The sequence below is a fragment of the Xanthomonas vasicola pv. musacearum NCPPB 4379 genome, from assembly GCF_000277895.2.
GTDB classification, from domain to species: domain Bacteria; phylum Pseudomonadota; class Gammaproteobacteria; order Xanthomonadales; family Xanthomonadaceae; genus Xanthomonas; species Xanthomonas vasicola.
On sequence record NZ_CP034655.1, the window covers coordinates 4,252,311 to 4,275,513 of the forward strand.

The 23,203-nt window shown below is 64.5% G+C and carries 16 protein-coding genes, 1 other RNA gene and 2 pseudogenes; 12 read left to right on the top strand and 7 right to left on the bottom strand.

The features are described 5' to 3' along the window. Positions 1-7 precede the first annotated feature (7 nt). The 4 genes from KWO_RS19535 (at position 8) to KWO_RS19550 (ending at position 6,586) form a co-directional block, all read left to right on the top strand. The gene (locus KWO_RS19535; RefSeq protein WP_010376711.1) at positions 8-1,180 is read left to right on the top strand and encodes an OprO/OprP family phosphate-selective porin; all 1,173 of its coding nucleotides are present in this window, start codon (positions 8-10) and stop codon (positions 1,178-1,180) included. A gap of 321 nt (positions 1,181-1,501) precedes the next feature. Continuing rightward, positions 1,502-4,147, top strand: coding sequence for a hybrid sensor histidine kinase/response regulator (locus KWO_RS19540; RefSeq protein WP_010376709.1), 2,646 nt, complete (start codon positions 1,502-1,504; stop codon positions 4,145-4,147). Positions 4,148-4,460: 313 nt separating this feature from the next. Beyond that, complete coding sequence (gene tcuC, locus KWO_RS19545) at positions 4,461-5,810, top strand: MFS transporter (RefSeq protein ID WP_026113184.1); 1,350 nt, start codon at positions 4,461-4,463, stop codon at positions 5,808-5,810. Further along, positions 5,807-6,586, top strand: a complete 780-nt coding sequence (locus KWO_RS19550; RefSeq protein ID WP_010376702.1) for a substrate-binding domain-containing protein — start codon at positions 5,807-5,809, stop codon at positions 6,584-6,586. Before tcuC ends, KWO_RS19550 begins: the two co-directional genes overlap by 4 nt. Here the strand turns inward: KWO_RS19550 and KWO_RS19555 are convergent. Further along, the gene (locus KWO_RS19555; RefSeq protein WP_005912048.1) at positions 6,578-7,480 is read right to left on the bottom strand and encodes a LysR family transcriptional regulator; all 903 of its coding nucleotides are present in this window, start codon (positions 7,478-7,480) and stop codon (positions 6,578-6,580) included. The two genes, KWO_RS19550 and KWO_RS19555, sit on opposite strands and share 9 nt — an antisense overlap. Before the next feature lie 249 nt (positions 7,481-7,729). On the opposite strand from KWO_RS19555, the gene KWO_RS19560 reads away from it, so the two are divergent. The 3 genes and pseudogenes from KWO_RS19560 to KWO_RS19570 all read left to right on the top strand — a co-directional run bounded on the left by KWO_RS19560 (position 7,730) and on the right by KWO_RS19570 (position 9,732). Continuing rightward, positions 7,730-8,800, top strand: a complete 1,071-nt coding sequence (locus KWO_RS19560) for an aldo/keto reductase (RefSeq protein ID WP_010376698.1) — start codon at positions 7,730-7,732, stop codon at positions 8,798-8,800. 16 nt (positions 8,801-8,816) lie between these two features. Then, positions 8,817-9,362 carry a nuclear transport factor 2 family protein gene (locus KWO_RS19565; protein WP_010365495.1) on the top strand — a complete coding sequence of 182 codons (546 nt, stop codon included), beginning with the start codon at positions 8,817-8,819 and terminating at the stop codon, positions 9,360-9,362. A gap of 11 nt (positions 9,363-9,373) precedes the next feature. Then, positions 9,374-9,732 (top strand): annotated as a pseudogene (locus KWO_RS19570) (Atu4866 domain-containing protein). 227 nt (positions 9,733-9,959) lie between these two features. Here the strand turns inward: KWO_RS19570 and KWO_RS19575 are convergent. From KWO_RS19575 to KWO_RS19590, 4 genes and pseudogenes are all read right to left on the bottom strand, one after another. Then, positions 9,960-10,598 carry a response regulator transcription factor gene (locus KWO_RS19575; RefSeq protein WP_010376693.1) on the bottom strand — a complete coding sequence of 213 codons (639 nt, stop codon included), beginning with the start codon at positions 10,596-10,598 and terminating at the stop codon, positions 9,960-9,962. 39 nt (positions 10,599-10,637) lie between these two features. Next, positions 10,638-11,679, bottom strand: a pseudogene (locus KWO_RS19580) (ABC transporter substrate-binding protein). After that, positions 11,679-13,064, bottom strand: coding sequence for a sensor histidine kinase (locus tag KWO_RS19585; protein WP_010365499.1), 1,386 nt, complete (start codon positions 13,062-13,064; stop codon positions 11,679-11,681). Before KWO_RS19585 ends, KWO_RS19580 begins: the two are co-directional and overlap by 1 nt. Next, positions 13,057-13,758 (bottom strand): response regulator transcription factor, encoded by a 702-nt coding sequence (locus KWO_RS19590; protein ID WP_010365500.1) that lies wholly within the window; start codon positions 13,756-13,758, stop codon positions 13,057-13,059. The genes KWO_RS19585 and KWO_RS19590 overlap by 8 nt, the downstream gene beginning before the upstream one ends. A gap of 244 nt (positions 13,759-14,002) precedes the next feature. Here KWO_RS19590 and KWO_RS19595 point away from each other — a divergent pair, with 244 nt between their 5' ends. The 4 genes from KWO_RS19595 (at position 14,003) to KWO_RS19620 (ending at position 18,892) form a co-directional block, all read left to right on the top strand. Beyond that, entirely contained in the window at positions 14,003-15,196 is a 1,194-nt protein-coding gene (locus KWO_RS19595; RefSeq protein WP_010376692.1) for an OprO/OprP family phosphate-selective porin, read from the top strand. A 231-nt stretch (positions 15,197-15,427) separates the two neighbouring features. Then, positions 15,428-16,756 (top strand): CitMHS family transporter, encoded by a 1,329-nt coding sequence (locus KWO_RS19610; RefSeq protein WP_017112953.1) that lies wholly within the window; start codon positions 15,428-15,430, stop codon positions 16,754-16,756. Positions 16,757-16,871: 115 nt separating this feature from the next. Next, positions 16,872-17,612 (top strand): acetoacetyl-CoA reductase, encoded by a 741-nt coding sequence (phbB, locus tag KWO_RS19615; protein ID WP_010365504.1) that lies wholly within the window; start codon positions 16,872-16,874, stop codon positions 17,610-17,612. Positions 17,613-17,860: 248 nt separating this feature from the next. Next, on the top strand, positions 17,861-18,892 hold the full coding sequence (locus tag KWO_RS19620) for a LacI family DNA-binding transcriptional regulator (RefSeq protein WP_010365505.1): 1,032 nt from the start codon (positions 17,861-17,863) through the stop codon (positions 18,890-18,892). A 128-nt stretch (positions 18,893-19,020) separates the two neighbouring features. Here the strand turns inward: KWO_RS19620 and KWO_RS19625 are convergent. Continuing rightward, a non-coding RNA gene (locus KWO_RS19625) (sX9 sRNA) lies at positions 19,021-19,096 on the bottom strand. A 60-nt stretch (positions 19,097-19,156) separates the two neighbouring features. Further along, entirely contained in the window at positions 19,157-20,476 is a 1,320-nt protein-coding gene (locus KWO_RS19630) for an MFS transporter (protein ID WP_017112951.1), read from the bottom strand. A gap of 269 nt (positions 20,477-20,745) precedes the next feature. Here KWO_RS19630 and KWO_RS19635 point away from each other — a divergent pair, with 269 nt between their 5' ends. Next, a complete protein-coding gene (locus KWO_RS19635; protein WP_010365509.1) occupies positions 20,746-23,202 on the top strand; it encodes a TonB-dependent receptor domain-containing protein in 2,457 nt (818 codons plus the stop codon). The last annotated feature ends 1 nt before the right edge of the window (position 23,203 follow it).

Below are 23,203 nucleotides of genomic sequence, written 5' to 3' on the forward strand. Positions count from 1 at the left end.
CATACTTATGCGCCTCAATCTGCTTGTCCTGACGTTGGCTGCTGCCATCGTCCCCGCCGCTGCCAATGCAGCAACCTCGATCGAAAACTGGCCGACCAAGTACACCTTCGGTGATGGCACCGAGCTGGGTCTGACGGGCAACTACGCCTACGACGACAACAACTTCTCCGGCGACGACCGTCTGGAAGACCGCACCGATTTCCGCCGCAAGGAATTCGGCGCCACCATCAAGAAGAAGGGCGTCTACGACGCCATGGTGTACTACGACTTCGAGTCCAAGCTGTGGCTGGACGTGTTCTACCGGTTCGAGACCAAGGCCCTGTTCGGCCAGGATTACGGCCGCGTGCGCCTGGGCTACATGAAGGTGCCGGTGGGTCTGGAAGCGGTGCAGAGCTCGCGTGCGGGCAGCTTCATGGAACTGGGCCTGCCGATCCAGGCGGTGTTCCAGGGTCGCCGTACCGGCGCAGAATGGACGCTGGAACGTCAGCAGTACCTGCTGCAGGCCGGCGCTTACGGCGGTAAGGATCTGCAGGGTGACAACCCGGGCACCACCCAGGCCGTGCACGTGGCATGGACCCCGTTCAAGGCCGAAGGCGACGTGCTGCACCTGGGCATCGCCGGCTCGATCGAAAACCCGCGCGGCTACAGCGACGGCCGCGGCGTGTCGTTCAGCCCACGTGTGCGCCTGCGTGCGCGCCCGGAAGCCGGCCTGACCGACATCCGTCTGATCGACACTGGCACCATCCTCGACGTGGACCATGTGATCCGCACCGGCGTGGAAGCGGTCTGGATCCATGGCCCGTTCTCGCTGCAGAGCGAAGCGCTGCGTGCCGAAGTGGCGCGCAACGAGGACCAGCCGCACTTCATCGCCCAGGGCCAGTACATCTACGGCACCTGGACGCTGACCGGCGAGTCGCGCAGCTATGCCGGCGGCGTGCCAGGCAACATCAAGCCGACGCATGACTACGGCGCAGTCGAGCTGACCGCCCGCTACAGCCGCCTGAACCTGGAAGACAACAATGTGCACGGTGGCCGTCAGCACGACACCACCATCGGCGCCAACTGGTACCTCACCAGCCACTTCAAATTCCAGGCCAACTACAGCTGGGTGGATTCCTCGCGCAGGGGCGTGCATGAAACCCCGCATGTGATGGAACTGCGTGCACAGGTGCAGTTCTAAGCAGCGCTGAGGCACTGCAGCGCGCCAGCGATTTGGTCCGGCGCCAACTGCAGCGACCGCAACAGGCGTTCGACACGGCCGCATCCTTCAGGGGTGCGGCCGTTGTCATTTTGGGCGTTTGCCCTACGTGCGATGGGAGCCACCAATCAAACGTCGCGAGCAGCCGTCAGGCGGGGGTGGACCGCGCTGGAACTGCAGTGCCGGAGTGGCACCTGCCGCACCAAGCACCGGCCGGCCCATCGGCGATGAGCACAGTTGTTTTGTTAGCCGCTCTCAGGTGATGGCTGCGCGCTCCGCCGGCAGACCGCCATACTTGCGGCCATGTACGCATCGCAACGCCGCCGTCTGCTGCTCTCCCTGTCCATCGTGCTGGGCGGCATGGTGGTGGCCATGGTTGCGGCCGGCCACTTCGTCGAACAAAGCGCGCTACACGATGAAAGTGCCACCGTGCGCCGCCAGCTGCGTCTGTACGCGCAGGCGCTGCAGCAGCGCATCGACCGCTATCGCACGCTGCCGCAGATTCTGGCGGTGGACCCGGAGCTACGCGCCGCCGTGTCCGGCCCACTGTCGCCGGCACAGGTGGATGCGCTCAATCGCAAGCTCGAACGCGCCAACAACGTCACCCAATCGTCCACGCTCACGCTGATCAACCGCGATGGCGTGGCACTGGCGGCCAGCAACTGGCGGGCGCCACGCAGCAACGTCGGCGTGGATTATGCCTTCCGTCCGTATTACCAGCAGGCGCTGGCCACCGGCAGCGGCAGCTTCTACGGCATCGGCATGACCACCAGCGAGCCAGGCTATTTTCTGTCGCAGGCCATTGTGGACGGCGCCGGCCAGGTGCAGGGCGTGGTGGTGATCAAGATTGCGCTGGCCGCGCTGGAACGCGAATGGCTGCAGACCCCGGATATCGTGCTGGCGTCGGACGCACACGATGTGGTGTTTCTGGCCAGCCGGCCGGAATGGCGCTACCGCGTGCTGGCCCCGCTCAGCGACCGCGATCGCCGCGAACTGCAGAGCACCCGCCAGTACGCCGATCAGGAGCTGCTGCCGCTGCGGCGCCGGCTGATCGAGCAGACCGGCTACGGCGGTGTGCTGGCCGACATCCGCGACCCGCCGCTCGGCGCGCAGGTGCTGTGGCAGACCCTGGAAGTGCCCGAAAGCGGCTGGCGCCTGCATCTGCTGCACGACACCCGCGCCAGTGCAGCTGCCGGCCGCGCCGCGGCAATCGCTGCCGCCGGCGCATGGCTGGCACTGGCCTTGTTGTGGTTGTTCGTGCAGCAACGGCGGCGGCTGTCGGCGTTGCGCCAGCGTAGCCGGCACGAACTGGAAACCTTGTTGCAGCAGCACGCCGAAGAACTGCGCACCGCGCAGGACGGCGTGGTCACCGCCGCCCAGCAGGCCAATGCCGGCTTGAGCCGCAGCCTGGAACATCTGCCGCAAGGCGTGGTGGTGATCGACGAGGCGCTCAATCTGGTGGCGTGGAATTCGCGCTATGTGGAGCTGTTCCGTTTCCCGCCGGAACTACTCAAGATCGGCCGCCCGATCGAAGACCTGTTCCGCTTCAATGCACGCCGCGGCTTGCTGGGGCCGGGCCCGATCGAAGCAGCAATCGAGCGGCGTCTGAATCACTTGCGCAGCGGAAAACCGCATATGCGCGAAAGCGAAAAAGAAGACGGCACCGTGCTGGAAATCCGCGGCAACCCGCTGCCCGATGGCGGTTTTGTCACCAGTTATGCCGACATCACCAGCTACAAGAACGCCGCACGCGAACTGCGCTCGCTGGCCGATGCGCTGGAACACCGCGTGGCCGAGCGCACCCGCGATCTGGCGGCAGCCAAGCGCGAGGCCGAAAGCGCCAACCGCTACAAGACCCGCTTCGTCGCCTCGGCGGTGCACGACCTGCTGCAGCCACTCAATGCAGCACGCATGTTCGTCTCGGTCTTGCGTGGGCAAGTGCATGAGGCCGGCAGCGCGCGCGTGGTCGACAGCATCGACGGCGCGCTGGCGGCACAGGACGCCATCCTCAACAGTTTGCTCGACATCTCGCGCCTGGAAGCCGGCAGCCTGAAGACCCAGGTGCGCGACTTTGCACTGGCCCCCTTGCTGGACACCTTGGCGCGCGAGTTCGGCATCCTGGCCGAAGACCGCGGGTTGGTGCTGGAATCGGTGCCTACCTCGGCAGTGGTGTTGAGCGATGAAAACCTGCTGCGCCGCATCCTGCAGAACTTTCTCTCCAACGCCATCCGCTACACACCGCGCGGACGCGTGCTGATCGGCTGCCGTCGCCGCGGCGGCTGGCTGCGCATCGAAGTGCACGACCAGGGTCCCGGCATTCCCGATGCCTTGCAGCACGAGATCTTCGAAGAATTCCGCCGCCTGGACGATGGCGTGGCCAACGACCGCGGCGCAGGTCTGGGCCTGGCCATTGTCGAGCGTATCGGCCGTCTGCTCGGCCATCGCATCGGGCTGCGTTCCACGCTTGGCAGTGGCAGCGTGTTTTCAGTGACTGTGCCGCTGGGCGAACGTGCCGCAATCGCGCGGCAGTTGCCAGCGCCTGCCAGCACGGCCGAACACGGCAACGACCCCATCCTGCATGGCTGCCGCGTGTGGTGCGTGGACGATGAGCCACTGGTGTGCGAGGCCACCCGCACGCTGCTGGAACGCTGGGAATGCCGCGTGGATTTTGCCGGCGGCCCGGAGGAGGCAGTGAACGCTGCCAATGCCGACGAGGTACCGGAATTGCTGCTGCTAGATGTGCGCATGGGCACGCACTACGGCCCCATGCTGCTGCCCCAGTTGGTGGAACGCTGGCAACGCGAACCGCGCGTGATCCTGGTCACCGCAGAAGCCGACCCCGCCCTGCGCGAGCGTGCGCTGGACCTGGGCTGGGGCTTCCTGTCCAAACCGGTCCGCCCCCCCGCCCTGCGTGCGCTGGTGACGCAGATGCTGATGCGGCGCGGATAGGCGCAGCGGCCAGCGCTACCTGCCTGGCCGCACTGACACGACACCGGCAGCGCATGCACTGATCCAGGTTGATCGGCGTATCGTCAAAACGAGGGAGCGCTTGCGGCAGTAGCGCAGACCGATCAGCCGCTACGCCGGTCAAGGAACTCGAGCGGTAGCCAGCACGCGCGCCGTGCCTGCGGTAGCCAGGCGACTGAGCGCTAGCACGGCTTCAGCGCGACTGATGTTCAACCCACATCAGTTGATGAGAAAGCAGCAATTATCAACATCGACCATCTCGACCAGAATCGGGTGCCTCAGATGTCATCCGTTCGTGCATACCTATCGTGGAGGGCGATTGATGCAGACTTCCCGCATTGAGGCAAAAAAGCAGTCGAAACTTGGGATGGTGCTGAGGGTGACCTCGGGCAACTTTCTTGAGCAGTTCGACTTTTTCCTATTCGGTTTCTACGCAACGCAGATCGCCGCGACCTTCTTCCCGGCGAGCAACGAATTCGCGTCGCTGATGATGACCTTCGCCGTGTTTGGCGCGGGCTTTCTGATGCGGCCGCTGGGTGCGGTGATCCTGGGTGCCTACATCGACGATGTCGGGCGCCGCAAAGGCCTGATCGTCACCTTGGCGATCATGGCCAGCGGTACCGTGCTGATCGTGCTGGTGCCAGGCTACGCCAGCATCGGCTTGTGGGCCCCGGCCCTGGTGCTGCTCGGGCGCTTGCTGCAGGGCTTTTCGGCCGGCGCGGAAATGGGCGGTGTGTCAGTGTATCTGGCCGAGATGGCGACGCCGGGCCGGCGCGGCTTCTATGCCAGTTGGCAATCGGCCAGCCAGCAGCTTGCCATCGTCGCGGCGGCCGCGATCGGGTTTGCGCTCAACCAGCTGATGGCGCCGCAGGATCTGGCGCAATGGGGCTGGCGGATTCCGTTCGGCATCGGTTGCGTCATCATCCCTTTCATCTTCTTGCTGCGGCGAAGCCTGGAAGAGACTGCCGAATTTGCGCAGCGCCGGCAGCCGGTCACGATGAAGCAGGTGATGCGCGGGCTGGCGAACAATGCCGGCATCGTGATCGCCGGCGGCTTGATGGTCGCGCTGACGACGACCGCGTTCTATCTGATCACCGTCTACGCACCCACCTTCGGCAAGACCGTGCTCAAACTCAGCACCGGCGATGCGTTGATCGTGACGCTGCTGGTGGGCGTCTCCAATTTCATCTGGCTGCCGATCGGCGGCGCGCTCAGCGACCGCTTCGGCCGTAAACCGCTGCTGGTGACCATGGCGGTGGTGTGCATCGCGACGGCCTATCCGGTGCTCGCGTTGCTTGCGGCCGCGCCGAGCTTTACGCATATGTTGCAGGCGCTGCTGTGGCTGTCCTTCATCTATGGCCTCTACAACGGCGCCATGATCCCGGCGCTCACCGAACGGATGCCGGCGCATGTGCGGGTTGCGGGATTCTCGCTCGCCTACAGCCTGGCAACCGCGGTGTTTGGCGGTTTTACGCCGGTGATCTCCACCTGGCTGATCCATGTCACCGGCGACAAGGCGGCGCCCGGCTATTGGCTGGTCTTCGCGTCGGCGTGCGCGCTGGGGGCCACGCTGTTTCTGTATCGCCGCCAAGGCAATCCAGCGACGGCGACCGGCCTGGATGCTGCGGCAGGAGCGACGAAATGATGCGGAGCAGGTGGAAAAAATGGTTGGCTGCGATCGTTGCAACGGTTCTGCTGTCCACAGCGGCGGGCGCACAGGAGTTGACCGTGATGACCTCCGGCGGTTTCACGGCCGCCTTCGATCGCCTGGCGCCGCAATACACCAAGCAGACCGGGGTGAAGGTCACCACGCTGCTCGGTCCTTCGATGGGCGAAACGCCACAAGCCATTCCCAACCGGCTTGCACGCGGTGAGCATGCCGATGTGGTGATCATGGTCGGCAGCGCGCTGCAGAAGCTGATCGACACAGGCGTGGTCGACCCGGCATCGCGGGTGGAACTGGCCGATTCCAGGATCGGCATGGTGGTGCGCAGCGGTGCACCCAAACCCAAGATCGACAGCGTCGAGCACTTCAAACAGACGCTGCTGCATGCCGATTCGGTGGCCTATTCCGACAGCGCCAGCGGCGTCTACATCGAAACCACGCTATTCAAAAAGTTGCAGATCGAAGGCCCGATGATGGCCAAGAGCAAGAAGATTCCGCGCACCCCGGTGGGCACGGTGGTGGCCGATGGCAGCTATCAGCTCGGCTTTCAGCAGGTGGCCGAGCTGCTTCCGGTGGCAGGCGTGGAGTTTGTCGGCAAGATCCCCGAACCGCTGCAGTCGATCACGCGCTATGCGGCAGGCGTTCCGGTCAACGCGGAGCATCCCGAGGCGGCCAAGCGCCTGCTTGCGTACCTGCAGTCGGGCGATGCGCAGGCGGTGGCGCGCGCGACCGGCCTGGACCCGGTGTCACCCTGAACGTGCGGGCATCCGTCGCACCAGTTCCGCCAGTTCCAGCGCGGTCGGTGTCAGCGTGCGGCCGCGACGTTTCAGCAGTCCCACGTTGCGCGACACCTCCGGTTCGACCAGCGGCACCGCCGCCAGCACCGGATGCGGGCCGGACGGCATGGCAATCGACGGCACGGCGGCAATACCGACGCCGGCCTCCACCAACCCCAGCAACGTGGTGACATGCCGGGTCTCGCAGATGCTCGGCTTGTCCGGCGTGAATGCAGCCAGCGCCCGATCCAGCACCAGCCGGTTGCCCGATGTCTTGTCCAGCGTGATGTAGTCGTAACCGTAGGCCTCCTGCCAGCTGACCTGTGCGCGCCCGGACAGCGGATGGTCCTGGCGGCAGGCAATCACATAGCGCTCCTGCAACAACGGTTCGAACTCCACCTCCGGCGCCAGGTTGCCGCTGAAGCTGACCCCGAAATCCGCTTCGCCGGAGGCCACTGCCGCACTGACATGACTGGCGCTGCCGTCGAACAGCCGGATTCGGATCTTGGGAAACAACTGATGCAGCCCGTGGATCGCCTGCGGCATGAAGTAGTACGCCGCAGACGGCACGCAGGCCACGGTCACCGTGCCCATCCTGCTGGACCCTGCATCGCCGATGCTCATCAGCGCCATGTCCAGATCGTCGAGCATGCGCTCGACCTGCGGCATGAACGCCTGGCCGACGGTGGTGAGCGTGACCTTGCGCGTGGTGCGCTCGAACAGTTTGACGTTCAACGCCGACTCGAGCTTGTCGATCCTGCGGCTGAGTGCCGGTTGCGTGATGCGGATGCGTTCGGCAGCGCGGCGAAAGCTGCCGTTCTCGGCAACCGCACGGAATGCCTGCAGATCGTTGAGGTCGAATTTGATGGTCACGGTGCCGCGGCTTCAGTGTTCGATGGCGGTCGCCATAGCATAGACGCTTGCCTGCGGTGCTGCGTCTGACGCCAAGAGAGCCGCCGCATTCGGCCGCAGTGCATGCATCGGCATGGGAACAGCCATGACTGGCCGCGGCCATTCGGACGATCAGGCAAGGATGCCGGATAACCAGGCTCACGCTCGCCCCCCGCGCCGCGGCACAGTGGCTGGCAACACGCACCACGTCGCTACCGGGAGACATCACGCATGCATCAGCCACGCTCACTGGACCACTACCGCCTGCTCGGCCGCTCCGGCCTGCGCGTTTCGCCCCTGTCGCTGGGCACCATGACCTTCGGCGAAGCCTGGGGTTGGGGCGCAGATGCAGGCGAAGCCAAACGCATCTTCGACGCCTATGCCGACCGCGGCGGCAACTTCATCGACACGGCGGTGAACTACACCAACGGCGGCTCGGAACGCATTCTCGGCGAGTTGATCAAGGACCGACGCGAACGCTTCGTGCTGGCCACCAAATTCACCATGGCGCGCGATGCGGACAACATCAATTCCGGCGGCAATCATCGCCTGAACCTGATCCGCTCGGTCGAAGCCAGCCTGCGCCAACTTGCCACCGACCGGATCGATCTGCTGTACCTGCACGCCTGGGACTTCACCACCGCACCGGACGAAGTGATGCGCGGGCTGGAGCATCTGGTGCAATCGGGCAAGGTGCTCTATCTGGGCATCTGCAATACGCCGGCCTGGCGCGTGGCGCAATTGCAGACCCTGGCCGACCTGCGCGGCTGGTCGCCGTTGGTGGCGCTGCAGATCGAGTACAGCCTGGTCGAACGCAGCGTCGAACACGAGCTGCTGCCGATGGCGCGCGAACTCGGCCTGGGCGTGTTGCCGTGGTCGCCGCTGGGCGGTGGCATCCTCACCGGCAAATACAGCCGCGCCGATCTGACCGACGACAATGCGGCAGAGGTGTCGAGCAGCCGCAAGGGCGTGATCGCCTCGACCGGGCATCTCAATGCACGCGCGCTGGAGATCGCCGATGTGGTCGGTGCGGTCGCCGATGAACTGGGCGCATCGCGCTCGCAGGTGGCGCTGGCCTGGACCTTGCGCAACCCGGCCGTCGTGTCGCCGGTGATGGGCGCACGCACCTTGCAGCAGGCCGAAGACAACTTCGGCGCGTTGGAGATCGTGCTCAGCGACGACCAACTCGCGCGCCTGGATGCCGCCAGCGCAGTGGCGCCGATTTTCCCGGAACGCTTCATCGGCAGGCCGATGGCGCAGCAGTTGATCTACGGCACCCACCACGTGCAGCTGCGCAGCTGATCACCACGGAGCACGCATGACCAGACTTTCAACCATCGCAGCGACAGCGCTGCTTGTCGCCGCAGCGTTCGCAGGCAACACCGGTGCCACATCACAAGACACGGCATCCACAGACACCTGTGCAGAGCAACCGGTGCCCGCCTGCAACAAGCGCATCGTCGAAGCGGCCTTTGCGCAATGGCAGGCCGGTGGCAGCGGCATCTTCGAGACCCTGCTGTCGCCCGAGGTGGTGTGGACCATCGAAGGCTCCGGCCCGAGCGCCGGCACCTTGCGTGGTCGCGATATATTGGTCGACACCGCGGTGCGCCCGCTGAGCGAGCGCCTGGCCTCGCCACTGCGGCCGGTGCAGCACCGCATCTGGGCCGATGGCGATCACGTCATCGTGCAGTGGGAAGGCGTGGCAACGCTGCGCGATGGCGGCAGCTATCGCAATCGCTACGCATGGATCATGCGGATGCGCGACGGCAAGGCGGTCGAGGTCAATGCGTTCCTGGACCTGCCCGCCTACGACGCCGTGCTGCAGCGCGGTCGCAGCCAAATGCAACGCAGGGCCAGCCCATGAGCGAGATGCCGATGAAAGCCGCCATCGCGGTCGCACTTGGCGCGGGCTCGGCGCTCGCTTGTCCGCTCGCGGCGGCTGCGCAGCGCTCCAGCGCCCCCACCACCGTATCGACACAGCAACCAGGACATCCCATGCAAGCGCATCCCTATCTCGGCATGTGGGTCACCGGCGACGGACGGATCCGGCAGGAACTACTGCCCAATGGCCGCTACGACGAAGCGCGCGGCACACGCCAGAGCGCCTACCAGGGCCGTTACAAAATCACCGGCAAGTACATTGAGTACTGGGACGACACCGGATTTACCGCCGATGGTCGCTTCGTCAGTTGCATCATGGCGGCATGGTGTTTTATCGGCAGCCGTCTGCTTAAGCGACTAAGCAGCGACTGCGCAGGCGCCACGATGCTCGGCACGGCATTTACCCGCGCCTCCATCGCAATTCTGAGCACGCCCATCCATGCTCGCCTGACGACTACGCGCTACGTTTGGTAGTCGCTCTTAATGAGCAGGCGCAACACCGGCATGCGTTATGTCTGCGCGAGGTGTGTCATGCGTGCTGCACACGGCAATGCGCAGCAACCGGCAGCTCAACGCTGGATCAACCCTCGCCTTCCGGCTCCAGCGCCTTGACCAGCACCGCAGCCTGGGTGCGACTGTAGCAGTCGAGCTTTTTCAGGATCGCAGTGACGTGCACCTTGACGGTGTTCTCGGCCAGGCCCAGTTCGTGCGCGATCTGCTTGTTGAGCAGGCCATCGGCCAGGCTCAACAACACACGGAACTGCTGCGGCGTGAGCTGAGCGAGTTTTGAGGCCAGTTGCGCATCCGCCTCGGAGCGCTCGGCGGTCATTGGCGGGAACCAGGTACCGCCCTCCAGCACACTCGCCACCGCAGTGCCGATCGATTCGGCCGGGGTGGATTTGGGAATGAAACCGGCCGCGCCGAACTGCTGCGCACGCCGGATCACGCGCGGATGATCGTTGGAGGAGATCACCACCACCGGGATGTCCGGGTGCTCGCCACGCACATGCAGCAGCGCCGAAAAACCGCATGCGCCCGGCATGGCCAGATCCAGCAGCACCAACTCGGCCTGCGGGTGCGAACGCAGCATCGCGCTCAAGGTGGCGGCGCTGGAAGCTTCCACCACATTGGCGTGCGGCAGAGTCTGCTGCAGCACGTGGATCACGGCAGCGCGGAACAGCGGGTGGTCGTCGGCGACGAGAATGGTGAGATCGGCCATGCGCCAAGTCTGGCACATGGCCGCCGCCGCAGCCTTGCCCTAGTGCGGCGGCTGCGTGCTTGCACGCCAGGCATCCAGAAACTGGCGGCGTTTGAGTTTGTCCAGATACACCAGCAAACCGGGGCCGAGCGGGATCGGGCGGAACGGTGGCTGCGCCGAACCACCGCGGCCACCGGCGGCCGGCAGGATCGGCATCAGCCGCGCCTCGCGCGACAGCACCTGCTGGCCACTCGGTGAGAGCAGATAGTCGAGAAATCTGCGTGCTTCCAGCGCGTGCGGCGCGGTCTTGGGGATCACCGCGGTGCGTAGCGCCACCAGCGTGTAGTCCTGCGGCTGCACAATGCCCAGCGGTGCGCCGGCATCAATGCGCGCCTGCGCGTAGGAGCCGAGCACGTTGTAGGCCAGCAACAATTCGCCACGGCTGACGCGGTCGAGCAAGGTGCCGGTGCGCTCTTCCAACGCCACCCGGTTGGCGCCCAGCGCAGCCAGCAACGCACCGGCGATGCTGCCCACCTGCCCATCCTGCGTGGCGAACAGATACCCCACGCCGCTGCGTTCGACATCATAGGTGCCCACCTTGCCGCGCAGCGGCGCATCGGGGGCACGCAGCAACGCCAGCAATTGTCGGCGCGTGCGCGGCGGCATCCAGCTTGCGCGTGTTGTAGACGATGGCCACCGGCTCGTAACTGATGCCGAACACTTCATGCCGCCATTGCGCCCACGCCGGCAATGCTTCGGTCTGTGCGGACCGATGCGCCAGCGCGTGGCCATCGTTCACCAGCTTGGTCTGCAGATCCATGCTGGCGCTGATCAGCATGTCTGCCTTGACCGCATTCCGGGCAGGGTGCACGTAGTGATCGTAGATATCCCAGGCAATCACGTCTTCGTAGATCACCTCGGTGCCCGGATTCAGCCGTTGGTAGTCCTGGATGACGGCGCCGAACACTTCCAGATCGGTGGAGCCCTGCACGCGCAACTGCACTTGCACGGGGCCCTGCGCAGGAAAGCGGCGCACCTCGCCGGGCTCCGCGCAAGCGCTGCCATGGATCAGCAGCACTACCAGCATCCACATCAGCCGCATCACGCAGTTCCTCCGGGAAAATGCAGCGAGGCGATCAAGCCGCCGCCGATGCGGTTGGCCAGATCGATACGCCCGCCATGCGCTTCCACCACGCGCTTGACGATAGCCAGCCCCAGCCCCGCGCCGCCGGCAGGCGCATCCGGGCCACGCACGAAACGCTCGAACACACGCTCGGCTTCGGCAGCCGGAATGCCGGGGCCGTGGTCGGCAATAGTCAGCACATGATGGTTGCCGTCGCTGGTGAGCGCCACTTGCAGCGGTGCACCGCCGCCGTATTTGCAGGCATTGTCGATCAGGTTTTTCAGCGCCTCGCGCAGCAGCAAGGCATCGCCACGCAGCAGCGCCGGCTGCGGGTCGATCGCCAGTTGCACGCGCGGTGCGCCCTCGTTGCGCGGCAGCGCTTCGTACAAGGCCTGGTGCAACACTTCGGCCAGGTCCACGGTGGCAAAGCGCTGAAGATTGGAGCGATGGATCACGCTGGCGTCGCTGAGCAACTGGTTGAGCAGCCGGCTCATGTGGTTGGCGTTACGCTCGATCGCCACCAGGCTGCGTTGCATCTCGCACGGGTCGTCATCGTCCATCGCCAGCTGCGCCTGCGCACGCAAGGCCGCCAGCGGTGTACGCATCTGGTGCGCGGCCTCGGCCATGAACGCGCGCAGGGTTTCATTGCTGGACGATAACCTTGCCATGAAACGGTTGAGCGCAGCCACCATCAACTGCATCTCCTGCGGTGCTGGGACGTTGAGTGGTTTGAGGTCGGAGGGTTCGCGCCGCGACAGATCGTGTTCGATGCGCTGCAATGGCCGCAACGCGCGGTAGACCCCCAGCCACACCAGCCCTAGCGCCAACAGCGACAGCACGCCGATCGCGACCAGGGCGTTGAGCACCACGTCGCGCGCGACGTCATCGCGTGCGCGACGGGTCTGGCCAACCTGCACGCGCACCTCGCCCTGCTCCGATGCCGACGCCACCCGATGCATCACCACCGCAAAGCGCACCGGCTCGCCACTGTATTGCGCATCAAACAATAGCGGTCGCTCGTCGCGGGGCGAGCGCGGCGGCAGCGGCAGCGTGTCTTCGCCGGTAATGGTGCGGCCCTGCGCATCGAACACGCGATAGAACACGCGGTCTTCCGGCGCCATGCCGAGCAGATCCAGCGAGGCGTATGGCAAGTCCACCTGCCAATCGCCGCCGACCAACGCCACGCTGTCGATGATCGACAAGGCCGAGGACACCAGCAGATGATCGTAGGAGCGATTGGCCGCGCGTTCACCGTAATGGCGCGCGGCAAAGAACAGCACCACCGCGCCCAGCAGCGACAGGCTGCCCAGATACAGCAGCAAGGTGCGCCGGATCGACGGTGCCACCGTCAGCGACTCAGCCATCGATGCCTGGCTCCACCGGCGCATGCGGGTCGGCTTCTTCGAGTTTGTAGCCGGCGCCGCGCACGGTGACGATACGCAACGGCGCTGCGGCCAACTTGCGTCGCAGACGGCCGACATACAACTCGATCGCATTGGGGCCGGCATCGTCGTCAAAGCCGAACAAGCCGTTGCCGATCTCGTCCTTGCCAACCACCTGCCCGAGCCGGCCGATCAGAATTTCGAACAGGCGATATTCGCGATTGGGTAGCTCGATCGGCACGCCGTCAAGCGTCAACGTGTGCGCGGCGTTGTCGAACACGAAGCCGCCAATCTGCACCACCTCGCTGGCCTGGCCGCGATTGCGCCGCAGCAACACGCGGCAACGCGCCTCGAACTCGCGAAAGTCGAACGGCTTGCCCAGGTAGTCGTCCGCACCGACATCCAGCGCTTGCACGCGGTCTTCGATGCCATCGCGCGCGGTCAGCATCAACACCGGCGTGGTGTCGCCCCGCTCGCGCATGCCAGCCAGCACCCGCAACCCATCGAGCTTGGGCAGGCCGATATCCAACACTACCAGATCGAAACTCTGATACCGCAACACACTGGCCGCCGCCAACCCATCGGCCTGCCAATCCACCGCATGCCCGCTACGGCGCATGCGTCGCACGATGGCATCGGCGAGATCGGCATTGTCTTCGACTAGCAGAAGGCGCATTGGGATGGGAATCGTGAATGGGGAATGGGGAATCGGAACGGCGGTGGGCCGCGGCCGGAAGGTAACAGGCCTCACGAACAAAAGCTTCTCCGCCTCGGCAATTCCGCTGTTGCGATCCCGCTGTTGCGATTCCCGCGTACTGACAGGTCCATGACAGCTTCCCGGGAATAGGCTGCTGCCAACGCGCCGCGGCGGTTGTGCGGTGCATCGCTAACGTGATTCACACATGTACCTGGGAGGGTCTGTGAGCAACGACATTTTGCGTCTGCGTGCCTTCGGCGCCTGCGCGGCGATCTGCCTGGCACCAACGGCCTATGCAGCCGATGAAGCCGGCCCGATCACTGCCGAAATAGGCGGGCGTGTGCATTGGGACTTCACCGTGTTCGGCAACGACGACCGCGGCGCGCGCGAGCCCAACGACACCCAGTTCCGCCGCGTATGGCTGGATGTGTCCGGCAAGTTCTACGGGTTCAATTACAAGGCCGAGGCAGATTTCGCCGGCCTGCAGTACGAAGCCGGTAGCCGCGGCATCCTGGCGCGCGATGTGTATATCGCCAAGAAATTTTCGGCCGGCACGCTGACTGTTGGCCAGTTCAAACAGTACTTCTCGCTGGACGATCGCACTGGCTCCAACTACGGGCCGTTTCTGGAACGCGGCTACGCCTCGACCACGCTGGCGCCGATCTACCGCAAGGCCATTTCGTGGCAGACCAATCGCCCGGATGCGACCTGGTCCACGTCTGCCTACAGCCTGGAAAGCATCGACAATTCGTCGACCAAGGGCGGTGCGCTCGGTACGCGTCTGACCTACGCCCCCGAAATGGGCGAGGCGCGCTTGCGTCACCTAGGCATCTCGTTGGCGCATGAGCGCTATTCGCATCCCGGCAGTGGTGGCGCGGCATCGCTGCTGATCCGCCCGCGTCCGGAAAACGATCTAGCCAACAATAGCCGCATCACCCTGGCGCGCTTTGCCGATGGCCGCGACACCGATTTCGACAAATGGTCGCTGGAATATGCCGAAGTGCTCGGCCCATGGTCGTGGCAGAGTGAATTCAGTGGCGGCCTGCTCGACGATGGCGCGCAGCACGCCAAGGTGCTGGCCAGCTACGGGTTGGTCAGCTGGTTCGTCACCGGCGAATCGCGTGGTTACGACCGCAAGACCGGCCGCTTCAGCCGCATCGCCACGCCCAACCGCCCCTCCGGTGCGTTCGAGCTGGCATTGCGCTACGACTACATGCGCGGCGACCAGCATCTGGATGGGCAAACGGACTTCATCAATGCCAGCACGCAATCGTGGACGCTGGGCGGCAACTGGTATTTCAAGCCGAACCTGCGCGTGATGCTCAACCTGATCGACAGCCACAATCGCAACCGCATCTCCGACGCAGTGGTCGATCACACGCAGGCGGTGACCGGCCGCTTTCAATACGACTTCTGATGCGCAGCTGCGCTGCACCTGCCGCTAGCGAGATTGATGCACGCACATCGGTTGTGCGCATGGTGCGACACACCGCCTCTTCGCCATTCACCGGCGTAGCGCACCGCTTCAGCGACATCGCACGCATGCAGCAGCTATCGCAACCGCATACCTGCCTCGTCACCGCTGCACACCTTGCGTAGCGATGAGCTCCACCCTCCCCCTGCTGTACGTCTCAAAGGATTTGCCCGCATGCTGACCGCGCTCGGTTTCGGAATGGTGATCACTTTCATGTACCTGATCATGAGCAAGCGGCTGTCGCCGCTGGTGGCTCTGATCACGGTGCCGATCGTGTTCGCGTTGCTGGGCGGCTTCGGCACCGGCATCAACGAGATGATGCTCGAAGGCATCAAGAAGATCGCGCCCACCGGCGTGATGCTGATGTTCGCCATCCTCTATTTCGGGGTGATGATCGATGCCGGGCTGTTCGATCCGTTGGTCGGCCGCATCCTGCGCCTGGTCAAGGGCGACCCGCTGAAGATCGTGATGGGCACCGCGGTCCTGGCGATGCTGATCTCGCTCGACGGCGACGGCTCCACCACCTACATGATCACCGTCTCTGCGATGTTGCCGCTGTACCAGCGCCTGGGCATGAACGCGCTCAACCTCACCTGCGTCACCATCCTGGCCAGCGGCGTCATGAACCTGACCCCGTGGGGCGGCCCCACCGCGCGTGCGGCCACCGCATTGCATGTGGATCCGGCCGACGTGTTCGTGCCGCTGGTGCCGGCCATGCTACTGGCGATCGCCGGCATCCTGGCGCTGGCGTGGTACCTGGGTATGCGCGAACGGCGCCGCCTCGGCGTGGTGCGCCTGCCGGTCGACGGCAACTGGCTGGAGACCAGCATCCCCGAAGACAACGACGCCTTGCCGCGCGTGGAAGACACCGAGGACATGAAGCGGCCCAAGCTGCTGTGGGTGAACCTGCTGCTGACGCTGGCCTTGATGGGCGCACTGGTAGTGGGCGTGCTGCCGATGCCAGTGTTGTTCATGATCGGCTTCGCGCTGGCACTGATGATCAACTACCCGAATCTGGCCGAGCAGCGCCGCCGCCTGGTCAACCACGCCGGCAATGTGCTTTCGGTGGTGTCGCTGATTTTCGCTGCAGGCATCTTCACCGGCATCTTGTCCAACACCGGCATGGTCGACGCGATGTCGCGCAGTTTTCTGGCCGTCATTCCCGACAGCTGGGGCCCGTATCTGGCAGTGATCACGGCGATTGTCAGCATGCCATTTACGTTTTTCATGTCCAACGACGCGTTCTATTTTGGCGTTCTGCCGATCCTGTCCGAAGCCGCCGGCCATTACGGCATTACGCCGGTGGAAATGGCCCGCGCCTCGCTCGCCGGCCAGCCGGTGCACTTGCTCAGCCCCTTGGTGCCATCGACCTATCTGCTGGTCGGTATGGCCAAGGTCGATTTCGCCGACCACCAACGCTTCACGCTGAAGTGGGCGGTGCTGATTTCGCTGGTGATGCTGGGCGGCGGGCTGTTGTTTGGTCTCTTCCCTTTGGCGCGCTAGCCGCGCGACGGGATTCTGCATTCGGGATTGGTGATTCGCAAAAGCGAACGCTAATGACCGCTTTGCGCCCCCCCACCCCCAATCCCAAATCCCAACTCCAAAGGAGTTCCACCCAATGACTCTCCGCATCGCATACGTCACCAGTGGCATGGGCAGTGTCGGTACCGCGATTTGCCAGAAGCTGGCGCGCAGCGGGCATACCGTGGTTGCCGGTTGCGGGCCCAATTCGCCGCGCAAGGCGGCATGGTTGCGCGAGCAGCGCGAACTGGGCTTCGATTTCGTGGCCTCCGAAGGCAATGCTGCCGATTGGGAGTCCACCGTGGCCGCGTTCGCCAAGGTCAAGGCCGAAGTGGGCGAGATCGATGTGCTGGTGAACAACGCCGGCGGCAGCCGCGACACCTTGTTTCGGCAGATGACACGCGACGACTGGAATGCGGTGATCGCCAGCAACCTGCATTCCTTGTTCAACATCACCAAGCAGGTGGTCGATGGCATGACGTCGCGTGGCTGGGGGCGCATCGTCAACATCGGCTCGGTCAGCGCGCACAAGGGCCAGGTCGGGCAGATCAATTTCGCCACTGCCAAGGCGGCGATGCACGGCTTCAGTCGCGCGTTGGCGCAAGAGGTCGCCTCGCGCGGGGTCACCGTCAACACCATCTCGCCGGGCTATATCGCCAGCGCCTCGATCAGCAGCTTTCCACCGGATGTGCTCGATCGCCTGGCCACCTCGGTGCCGGTGCGCCGGCTCGGTAAGCCCATCGAAGTTGCCGGCTTATGTGCGTGGCTTGCTTCTGATGAGGCTGCCTATGTCACCGGTGCCGATTACGCGGTCAATGGCGGGCTCTACATGGGCTGAAGTACCAGCACGGCTGCGCACTTTCTGACATGAGACGTCATGGGCTATGCATGCCACGTCACGCCAGCATCAAAGCGCCGGGCTTGCGCAGCCGGCGCGACCGTCGCACGGCGGCAAGCATCACGCCACATACCCCCCCGCAGCTGCGCGATGGCTTAGCGCATCTGCGCACAAGCGGCCGCCACCGCGCGAACAACCCGCCTCTAGTGCGAACTGATTACACTCTGGCTTTTCCGCAGCGCGCTGCCATGGCCAAACCTTCAGAACGCACCACGCTCACTGCCCGTCCGCAGATGGCCGATATCGCGCGCATGGCCGGTGTTTCCGAATCCACCGTGTCGCGTGCACTGGCCGGCAGCCCGGTCGTGGCAGAACGCACGCGTGCCTACATCAAGCAGATTGCCGCCGATGCCGGCTACCAGGTCGACCCAGTGGCACGCAGCCTGCGCGCCAAACGCTCCAACACGGTAAGCGTGGCGGTCCCGATGATGCATGCGCTGGATCAGCCGCTTTCGGACCCGTTCTTGATGACTATGCTGGCATTGCTGGCCGAAGAACTCACCGGTCGTGGCTACAGCATGCTGCTCTCCAAACTGGACCGGCATCAGGACGGCTGGGTAGAACAACTTGCGCGCGGCAGCCGCTCCGATGGCGTCATCGTGCTGGGGCAAAGTTCCGAACATGCCGCGCTGGATGCAGCCGCACGCGATGGCCTGCCGATGGCGGTATGGGGCAGCCGGATCGATGGGCAGTCATACATCAGCGTGGGCAGTGACAATTTTCAGGGCGGCGTGCTCGCCACCGAACATCTCATCGCCAGCAGCCGCCAGCGCATTGCCTTCCTGGGTGATGACCAATTGCCGGAAGTGGCGCCGCGGTTTGCCGGCTATCGTCACGCGCTGGAACGGCACGGGCTGGCATTCGACACGCGACTGCATGCACGCAGCCATTTCGTCAGCGAAGATGCTTACCGCCTCACCCGCGCGATGCTCAAGAAGGCCGACCCGCCCGATGGCTTGTTCGCTGCCTCGGACGTGATCGCAGTGGGCGCGATCCGCGCCCTGGTCGAGGCCGGACACCGCGTACCGCAGGACATCTCGCTGGTGGGCTTCGACGATATCCCGCTGGCTGCGCACAGCCAGCCGCCATTGACCACCGTGCAGCAAGATCTAGGACTGGCCGCGCGACTCTTGGTGGACCGCCTGCTCGCACTGATTGCCGGCGAGCCAGTGCAATCGGTGGAGATGCCGGTGAAGCTGGTGGTGCGCGAGTCGGCGTGAGGCTGGAATTGGGAATTGAGAATCGTGCGTGATGGCGAGCTGAGCGCAACCGCTCGCAGCTAAGCGTTGTCGCTGAAGTACTCGACGGCACCCTGGTTTGCAGCAACGTAGGCGTGGTGACTAAGAGCAGCTAACAAAACGTAGCGAGAAGTCGTCAGGTGGGTGCGGACGGCGCACAGGAACCGGAGTGTACGAGTGGTACATGAGGATTCCGAGCACCGGCCGCGCCCGCCTGGCGGCTGCGCAGTAGTTTTGTTAGCCGCTCTAAGCCACCACTGCCTTCGGCCTACGCAAGCGCACGCACAGCATCGCCACTGCCGCTGCCAGCATCAGTGCGCCAGCCAGGCGGATCACGTTGCGCGGGTCGCCGTGCAGCAGGAGGTCGTAATACATCGGCAAGGTGACGATCTGGATCAACATCGGCAGCACGATGAACAAGTTGAACAAGCCCATGTACACGCCAGTGCGCTCGGGCGGGATGCTGTCGGCCAGCATCAGGTAGGGGTTGCCCATCATGCTGGCCCAGGCCAAGCCAATGCCGATCATCGGCAGCAACATCAGCCAGCGGTTCTCGATGCCCGGCAGCAGCCACATGCCGATGCCGGCGGCGACCAGACACGCCGCATGCGTGTATTTGGGGCCGAAGCGACGCACCACCGGCACCATCGCAAATGCCGCCAAGAACGCGACGAAATTGTAGAAACCGCCGATCTGCCCGTTGACCAGACCGGCCTTGCGGAAACCATGCGAAGTGGCATCGGTGGTGCCGAACAACGTGGTCGACAGCGACAGCACGATGTACTGCCAGTAGGAAAAGATCCCGTACCACTGGAACAGCATCACAGGTGCCAACTGGCGCATGGTCGGCGGCATGTCGCGCAGCGCACGACCGATCTCGCGCACCACGGCGCCCAGACCGGCACCGCTGTGACGCATGCGTGCGATCTCGGCGGGCAGGATCACCGGCTCGCGCACACTGCGCGCAGTGAGCAGAATCGACGCTGCAGAAAAACCCGCGCCGATCACGAACGCGGCGATGGTGACGTAAGGAATATGATGCGCGTTGGCGGCATCCTGGTTCATGCCCATCCACACCAGCAATGGCGGTGTGAGGTAGGCCAGCGTCTGCGCCAGGCCGGTGAACGCGCTTTGCGTGAGATAGCCCAGCGGCCGCTGCGGCGGTGCCAGCACATCGCTCACCAGCGCACGGTAAGGCTCCATGGCCACGTTGTTGGCCGCATCCAGCACCCACAGCAGGCACACCGCCATCCACAGCGCGGTACTGAACGGCATCGCCAGCAGGCACAGGCTGCATACCAGCGCGCCCAGCACCATGTACGGCATGCGCCGGCCCCAACGCGTCACCGAGCGGTCGCTCCAGACCCCCACGAACGGCTGCAGCACCAAGCCGGTAATGGGCCCGGCCAGCCACAGGTACGGCAGGTTGGCGTGATCGGCGCCCAGGTAGTTGTAGATCGGGCTCATGTTGCTCTGCTGCAGCCCGAAGCTGTACTGCACGCCGAAAAATCCGGCGTTCAGCGCCAGGATGCGCACGAAAGAAAGCGGAGGAACGGTCGACGACATGCAGAGCCCTGGGCATCGATGCGGCTCCCAGTGGCCGCATCGCACTGTACCCTGCCGTCATTGCAATCGATTGTAACGCTGCACCGCAGCACACCGCAGTACTCCTCTCGTCGCTGGCCCATTCGCGCGACGTGCATGCTGCAATGCAAGATTGCAATCGATTGTATTGCCGCGTATTACTGCGCTCCCACTGCAGGCCATACGTCCCCTCCCCGGGAGGGGACGATGCAGGCGTCGGTACACCACCATCCGTGAGAGAGAGAATCGCAATGTCCACCTTGCACACCCTGCGCCTGCATGCCCTGGCCTGTGCGGTCGTTTCCTGCCTGTGTGCGCCTGCCGCGCTGGCCCAGGACACCGCCGCCGCTGCGCCGGCCACGCCGCCGGCTGCCGACAGCGCCGCGGTCAACCTGGATTCGGTGTTCGTCACCGGCACCTCCACCGCCACGACCAAACTGAAATCCAGCGTCTCGGTCAGCACCGTCGGCGCCGAGGCGATCGAACAATCGGCGCCGCGCAGTACCGCAGAAATCTTCCGCAATATTCCCGGCATTCGCTCCGAATCCAGCGGTGGCGAAGGCAATGCAAACATTGCCGTGCGCGGCTTGCCGGTGGCCTCCGGTGGCGCCAAGTTCCTGCAGTTGCAGGAAGACGGCCTGCCAGTGATGGAGTTCGGCGATATCGCCTTCGGCAACTCCGACATCTTCCTGCGTTCGGATTTCACCCTGGACCGCATCGAAGCCATCCGCGGCGGCTCAGCGTCTACCTTCACCAGCAATGCGCCCGGCGGCATCATCAACTTCATCAGCAAGACCGGCGACACCGCAGGCGGCAGCGTCGGCGTCAGCCGCGGCCTGGACTACGACAACACCCGCATCGATTTCGATTACGGCGCCCCGTTCGCCGAGCAGTGGCAGTTCAATATCGGCGGCTTCTTTCGCCAGGGCGACGGCATTCGCGACGCCGGCTACGGCACCGACCAAGGCGGCCAGCTCAAGGCCAACCTCACCCGCCTGTTCGAAAACGGCTACGTGCGCCTATACGGCAAATACCTCAACGATCGCGCCGCCGCCTACCTGCCGGCGCCAACCTCGGTGCGCGGCAGCGACGGCTCGCCCGACCTGGGCCGCCTGCCCGGCTTCGATCCCGGCCGCGACACCTTGTACAGCCCGAATTTCCGCAGTGACATCGGCCTGGACGGCAACAACGGGCCACGCAGCACCAACCTCAGCGATGGCATGCATCCCATCTCGCGCACGCTGGGCGCCGAAGCCTGGTTCGACCTTGGCAACGGCTGGAACCTGAGCGAGAAATTCCGCATCGCCGACAACAGTGGCCGCTTCGTCAGCCCCTTCCCGGTCGAAGCCAGCGACGCTGCAACGTTGGCAGCCGCCATTGGCGGCAGCGGTGCGCAGCTGATCCAGGCCACCGGCCCGCAGGTTGGTCAGGCCTACTCCGGATTGGCCGTGCGCACACACTTGTTCAACGTGGCGATCAATGACCTGGGCAACGTGGTCAACGACCTGAGCGTCTCGCGCGAATTCGGTGGCGATGGCCGCACGTTGAATCTGCGCATGGGCTATTACACATCGCGCCAAACCATCGATATGGACTGGACCTGGGATTCGTACGTGCAGAGCCTGGGCCGCGAGTCGCGCTTGCTCAATGTCGTCGATGCCAACGGCACTTCGCTGTCGCGTGGCGGCCTGTACGCCTACGGCACCCCGTTCTGGGGCGACTGCTGCGTCACCCGCAGCTACGACGTGCGTTACGACGTCAACGCGCCCTATGTTGCGCTCACCTTCGACAGCGGTAAGTTCAGCGTCGATGGCAGCCTGCGTTACGACATGGGCGATGCGCGCGGCAGCTATAACGGCACCGCCATCGCGCAGAATCTGGACGTCAACGGCGATGGTGTGATCCAACCGGTGGAACAGCGCGTGGCCACCGTCGACACCGCTAACTCGCGCCCGGTGAACTATGACTGGAACTATTTGTCGTACTCGTTGGGCGGCAACTACTTGATCACCGATGACCTGGGCGCCTTTGCACGCATCAGCCGCGGTGCACGCGCCAACGCAGACCGGTTGCTGTTCGGCGTGGTCCGCGACGACGGCTCGGTGTCTGCCGAGGAAGGCGTCAACGTGGTGCGCCAGGCCGAAGCCGGCCTGAAGTGGCGCCGCGACGGGCTGAGCCTGTTTGCCACCGCGTTCTCTGCACGCACCCAGGAACAAAACTTCGAAATCACCAGCCAGCGTTTCTTCAACCGCAGCTACGAAGCGCACGGCGTGGAGCTGGAAGCCAGCTATCGCTACGAAGGTTTCACCGTCAACGGCGGCCTGACCTGGACCGATGCAGAAATCTCCCGCGACCAGATCACCCCGGAAAACACCGGCAATGTGCCGCGTCGGCAGGCCGATGTGGTGTGGCAGCTCACACCCAGCTACCGCGGCGATCACTACCAATTTGGCGTCAACCTGATCGGCACTACCGATGCCTACACGCAGGATTCCAATCAGCTGAAGATGCCCGGCTACACGCAGGTGAACCTGTTCGGCGACTACCGCGTGACCGATGCGCTCACCGTAGCCCTCAACGTCAACAACCTGTTCAACACCTTTGGCCTGACCGAAGCAGAAGAAGCAACCATTCCGGCCAATGGCATCATCCGCGCGCGTTCGATTGCCGGCCGCACCACCAGCATCAGCCTGCGTTACGACTTTTAAG

What these genes read in the sequence shown, in the direction of transcription:
- KWO_RS19535 (WP_010376711.1), top strand. Translation starts at nt 8, where the DNA reads ATGCGCCTCAATCTGCTTGTCCTGACGTTGGCTGCTGCCATCGTCCCC.
- KWO_RS19540 (WP_010376709.1), top strand. Translation starts at nt 1,502, where the DNA reads ATGTACGCATCGCAACGCCGCCGTCTGCTGCTCTCCCTGTCCATCGTG.
- KWO_RS19550 (WP_010376702.1), top strand. Translation starts at nt 5,807, where the DNA reads ATGATGCGGAGCAGGTGGAAAAAATGGTTGGCTGCGATCGTTGCAACG.
- KWO_RS19560 (WP_010376698.1), top strand. Translation starts at nt 7,730, where the DNA reads ATGCATCAGCCACGCTCACTGGACCACTACCGCCTGCTCGGCCGCTCC.
- KWO_RS19565 (WP_010365495.1), top strand. Translation starts at nt 8,817, where the DNA reads ATGACCAGACTTTCAACCATCGCAGCGACAGCGCTGCTTGTCGCCGCA.
- KWO_RS19575 (WP_010376693.1), bottom strand. Translation starts at nt 10,598, where the DNA reads ATGGCCGATCTCACCATTCTCGTCGCCGACGACCACCCGCTGTTCCGC.
- KWO_RS19585 (WP_010365499.1), bottom strand. Translation starts at nt 13,064, where the DNA reads ATGGCTGAGTCGCTGACGGTGGCACCGTCGATCCGGCGCACCTTGCTG.
- KWO_RS19590 (WP_010365500.1), bottom strand. Translation starts at nt 13,758, where the DNA reads ATGCGCCTTCTGCTAGTCGAAGACAATGCCGATCTCGCCGATGCCATC.
- KWO_RS19610 (WP_017112953.1), top strand. Translation starts at nt 15,428, where the DNA reads ATGCTGACCGCGCTCGGTTTCGGAATGGTGATCACTTTCATGTACCTG.
- phbB (WP_010365504.1), top strand. Translation starts at nt 16,872, where the DNA reads ATGACTCTCCGCATCGCATACGTCACCAGTGGCATGGGCAGTGTCGGT.
- KWO_RS19620 (WP_010365505.1), top strand. Translation starts at nt 17,861, where the DNA reads ATGGCCAAACCTTCAGAACGCACCACGCTCACTGCCCGTCCGCAGATG.
- KWO_RS19630 (WP_017112951.1), bottom strand. Translation starts at nt 20,476, where the DNA reads ATGTCGTCGACCGTTCCTCCGCTTTCTTTCGTGCGCATCCTGGCGCTG.
- KWO_RS19635 (WP_010365509.1), top strand. Translation starts at nt 20,746, where the DNA reads ATGTCCACCTTGCACACCCTGCGCCTGCATGCCCTGGCCTGTGCGGTC.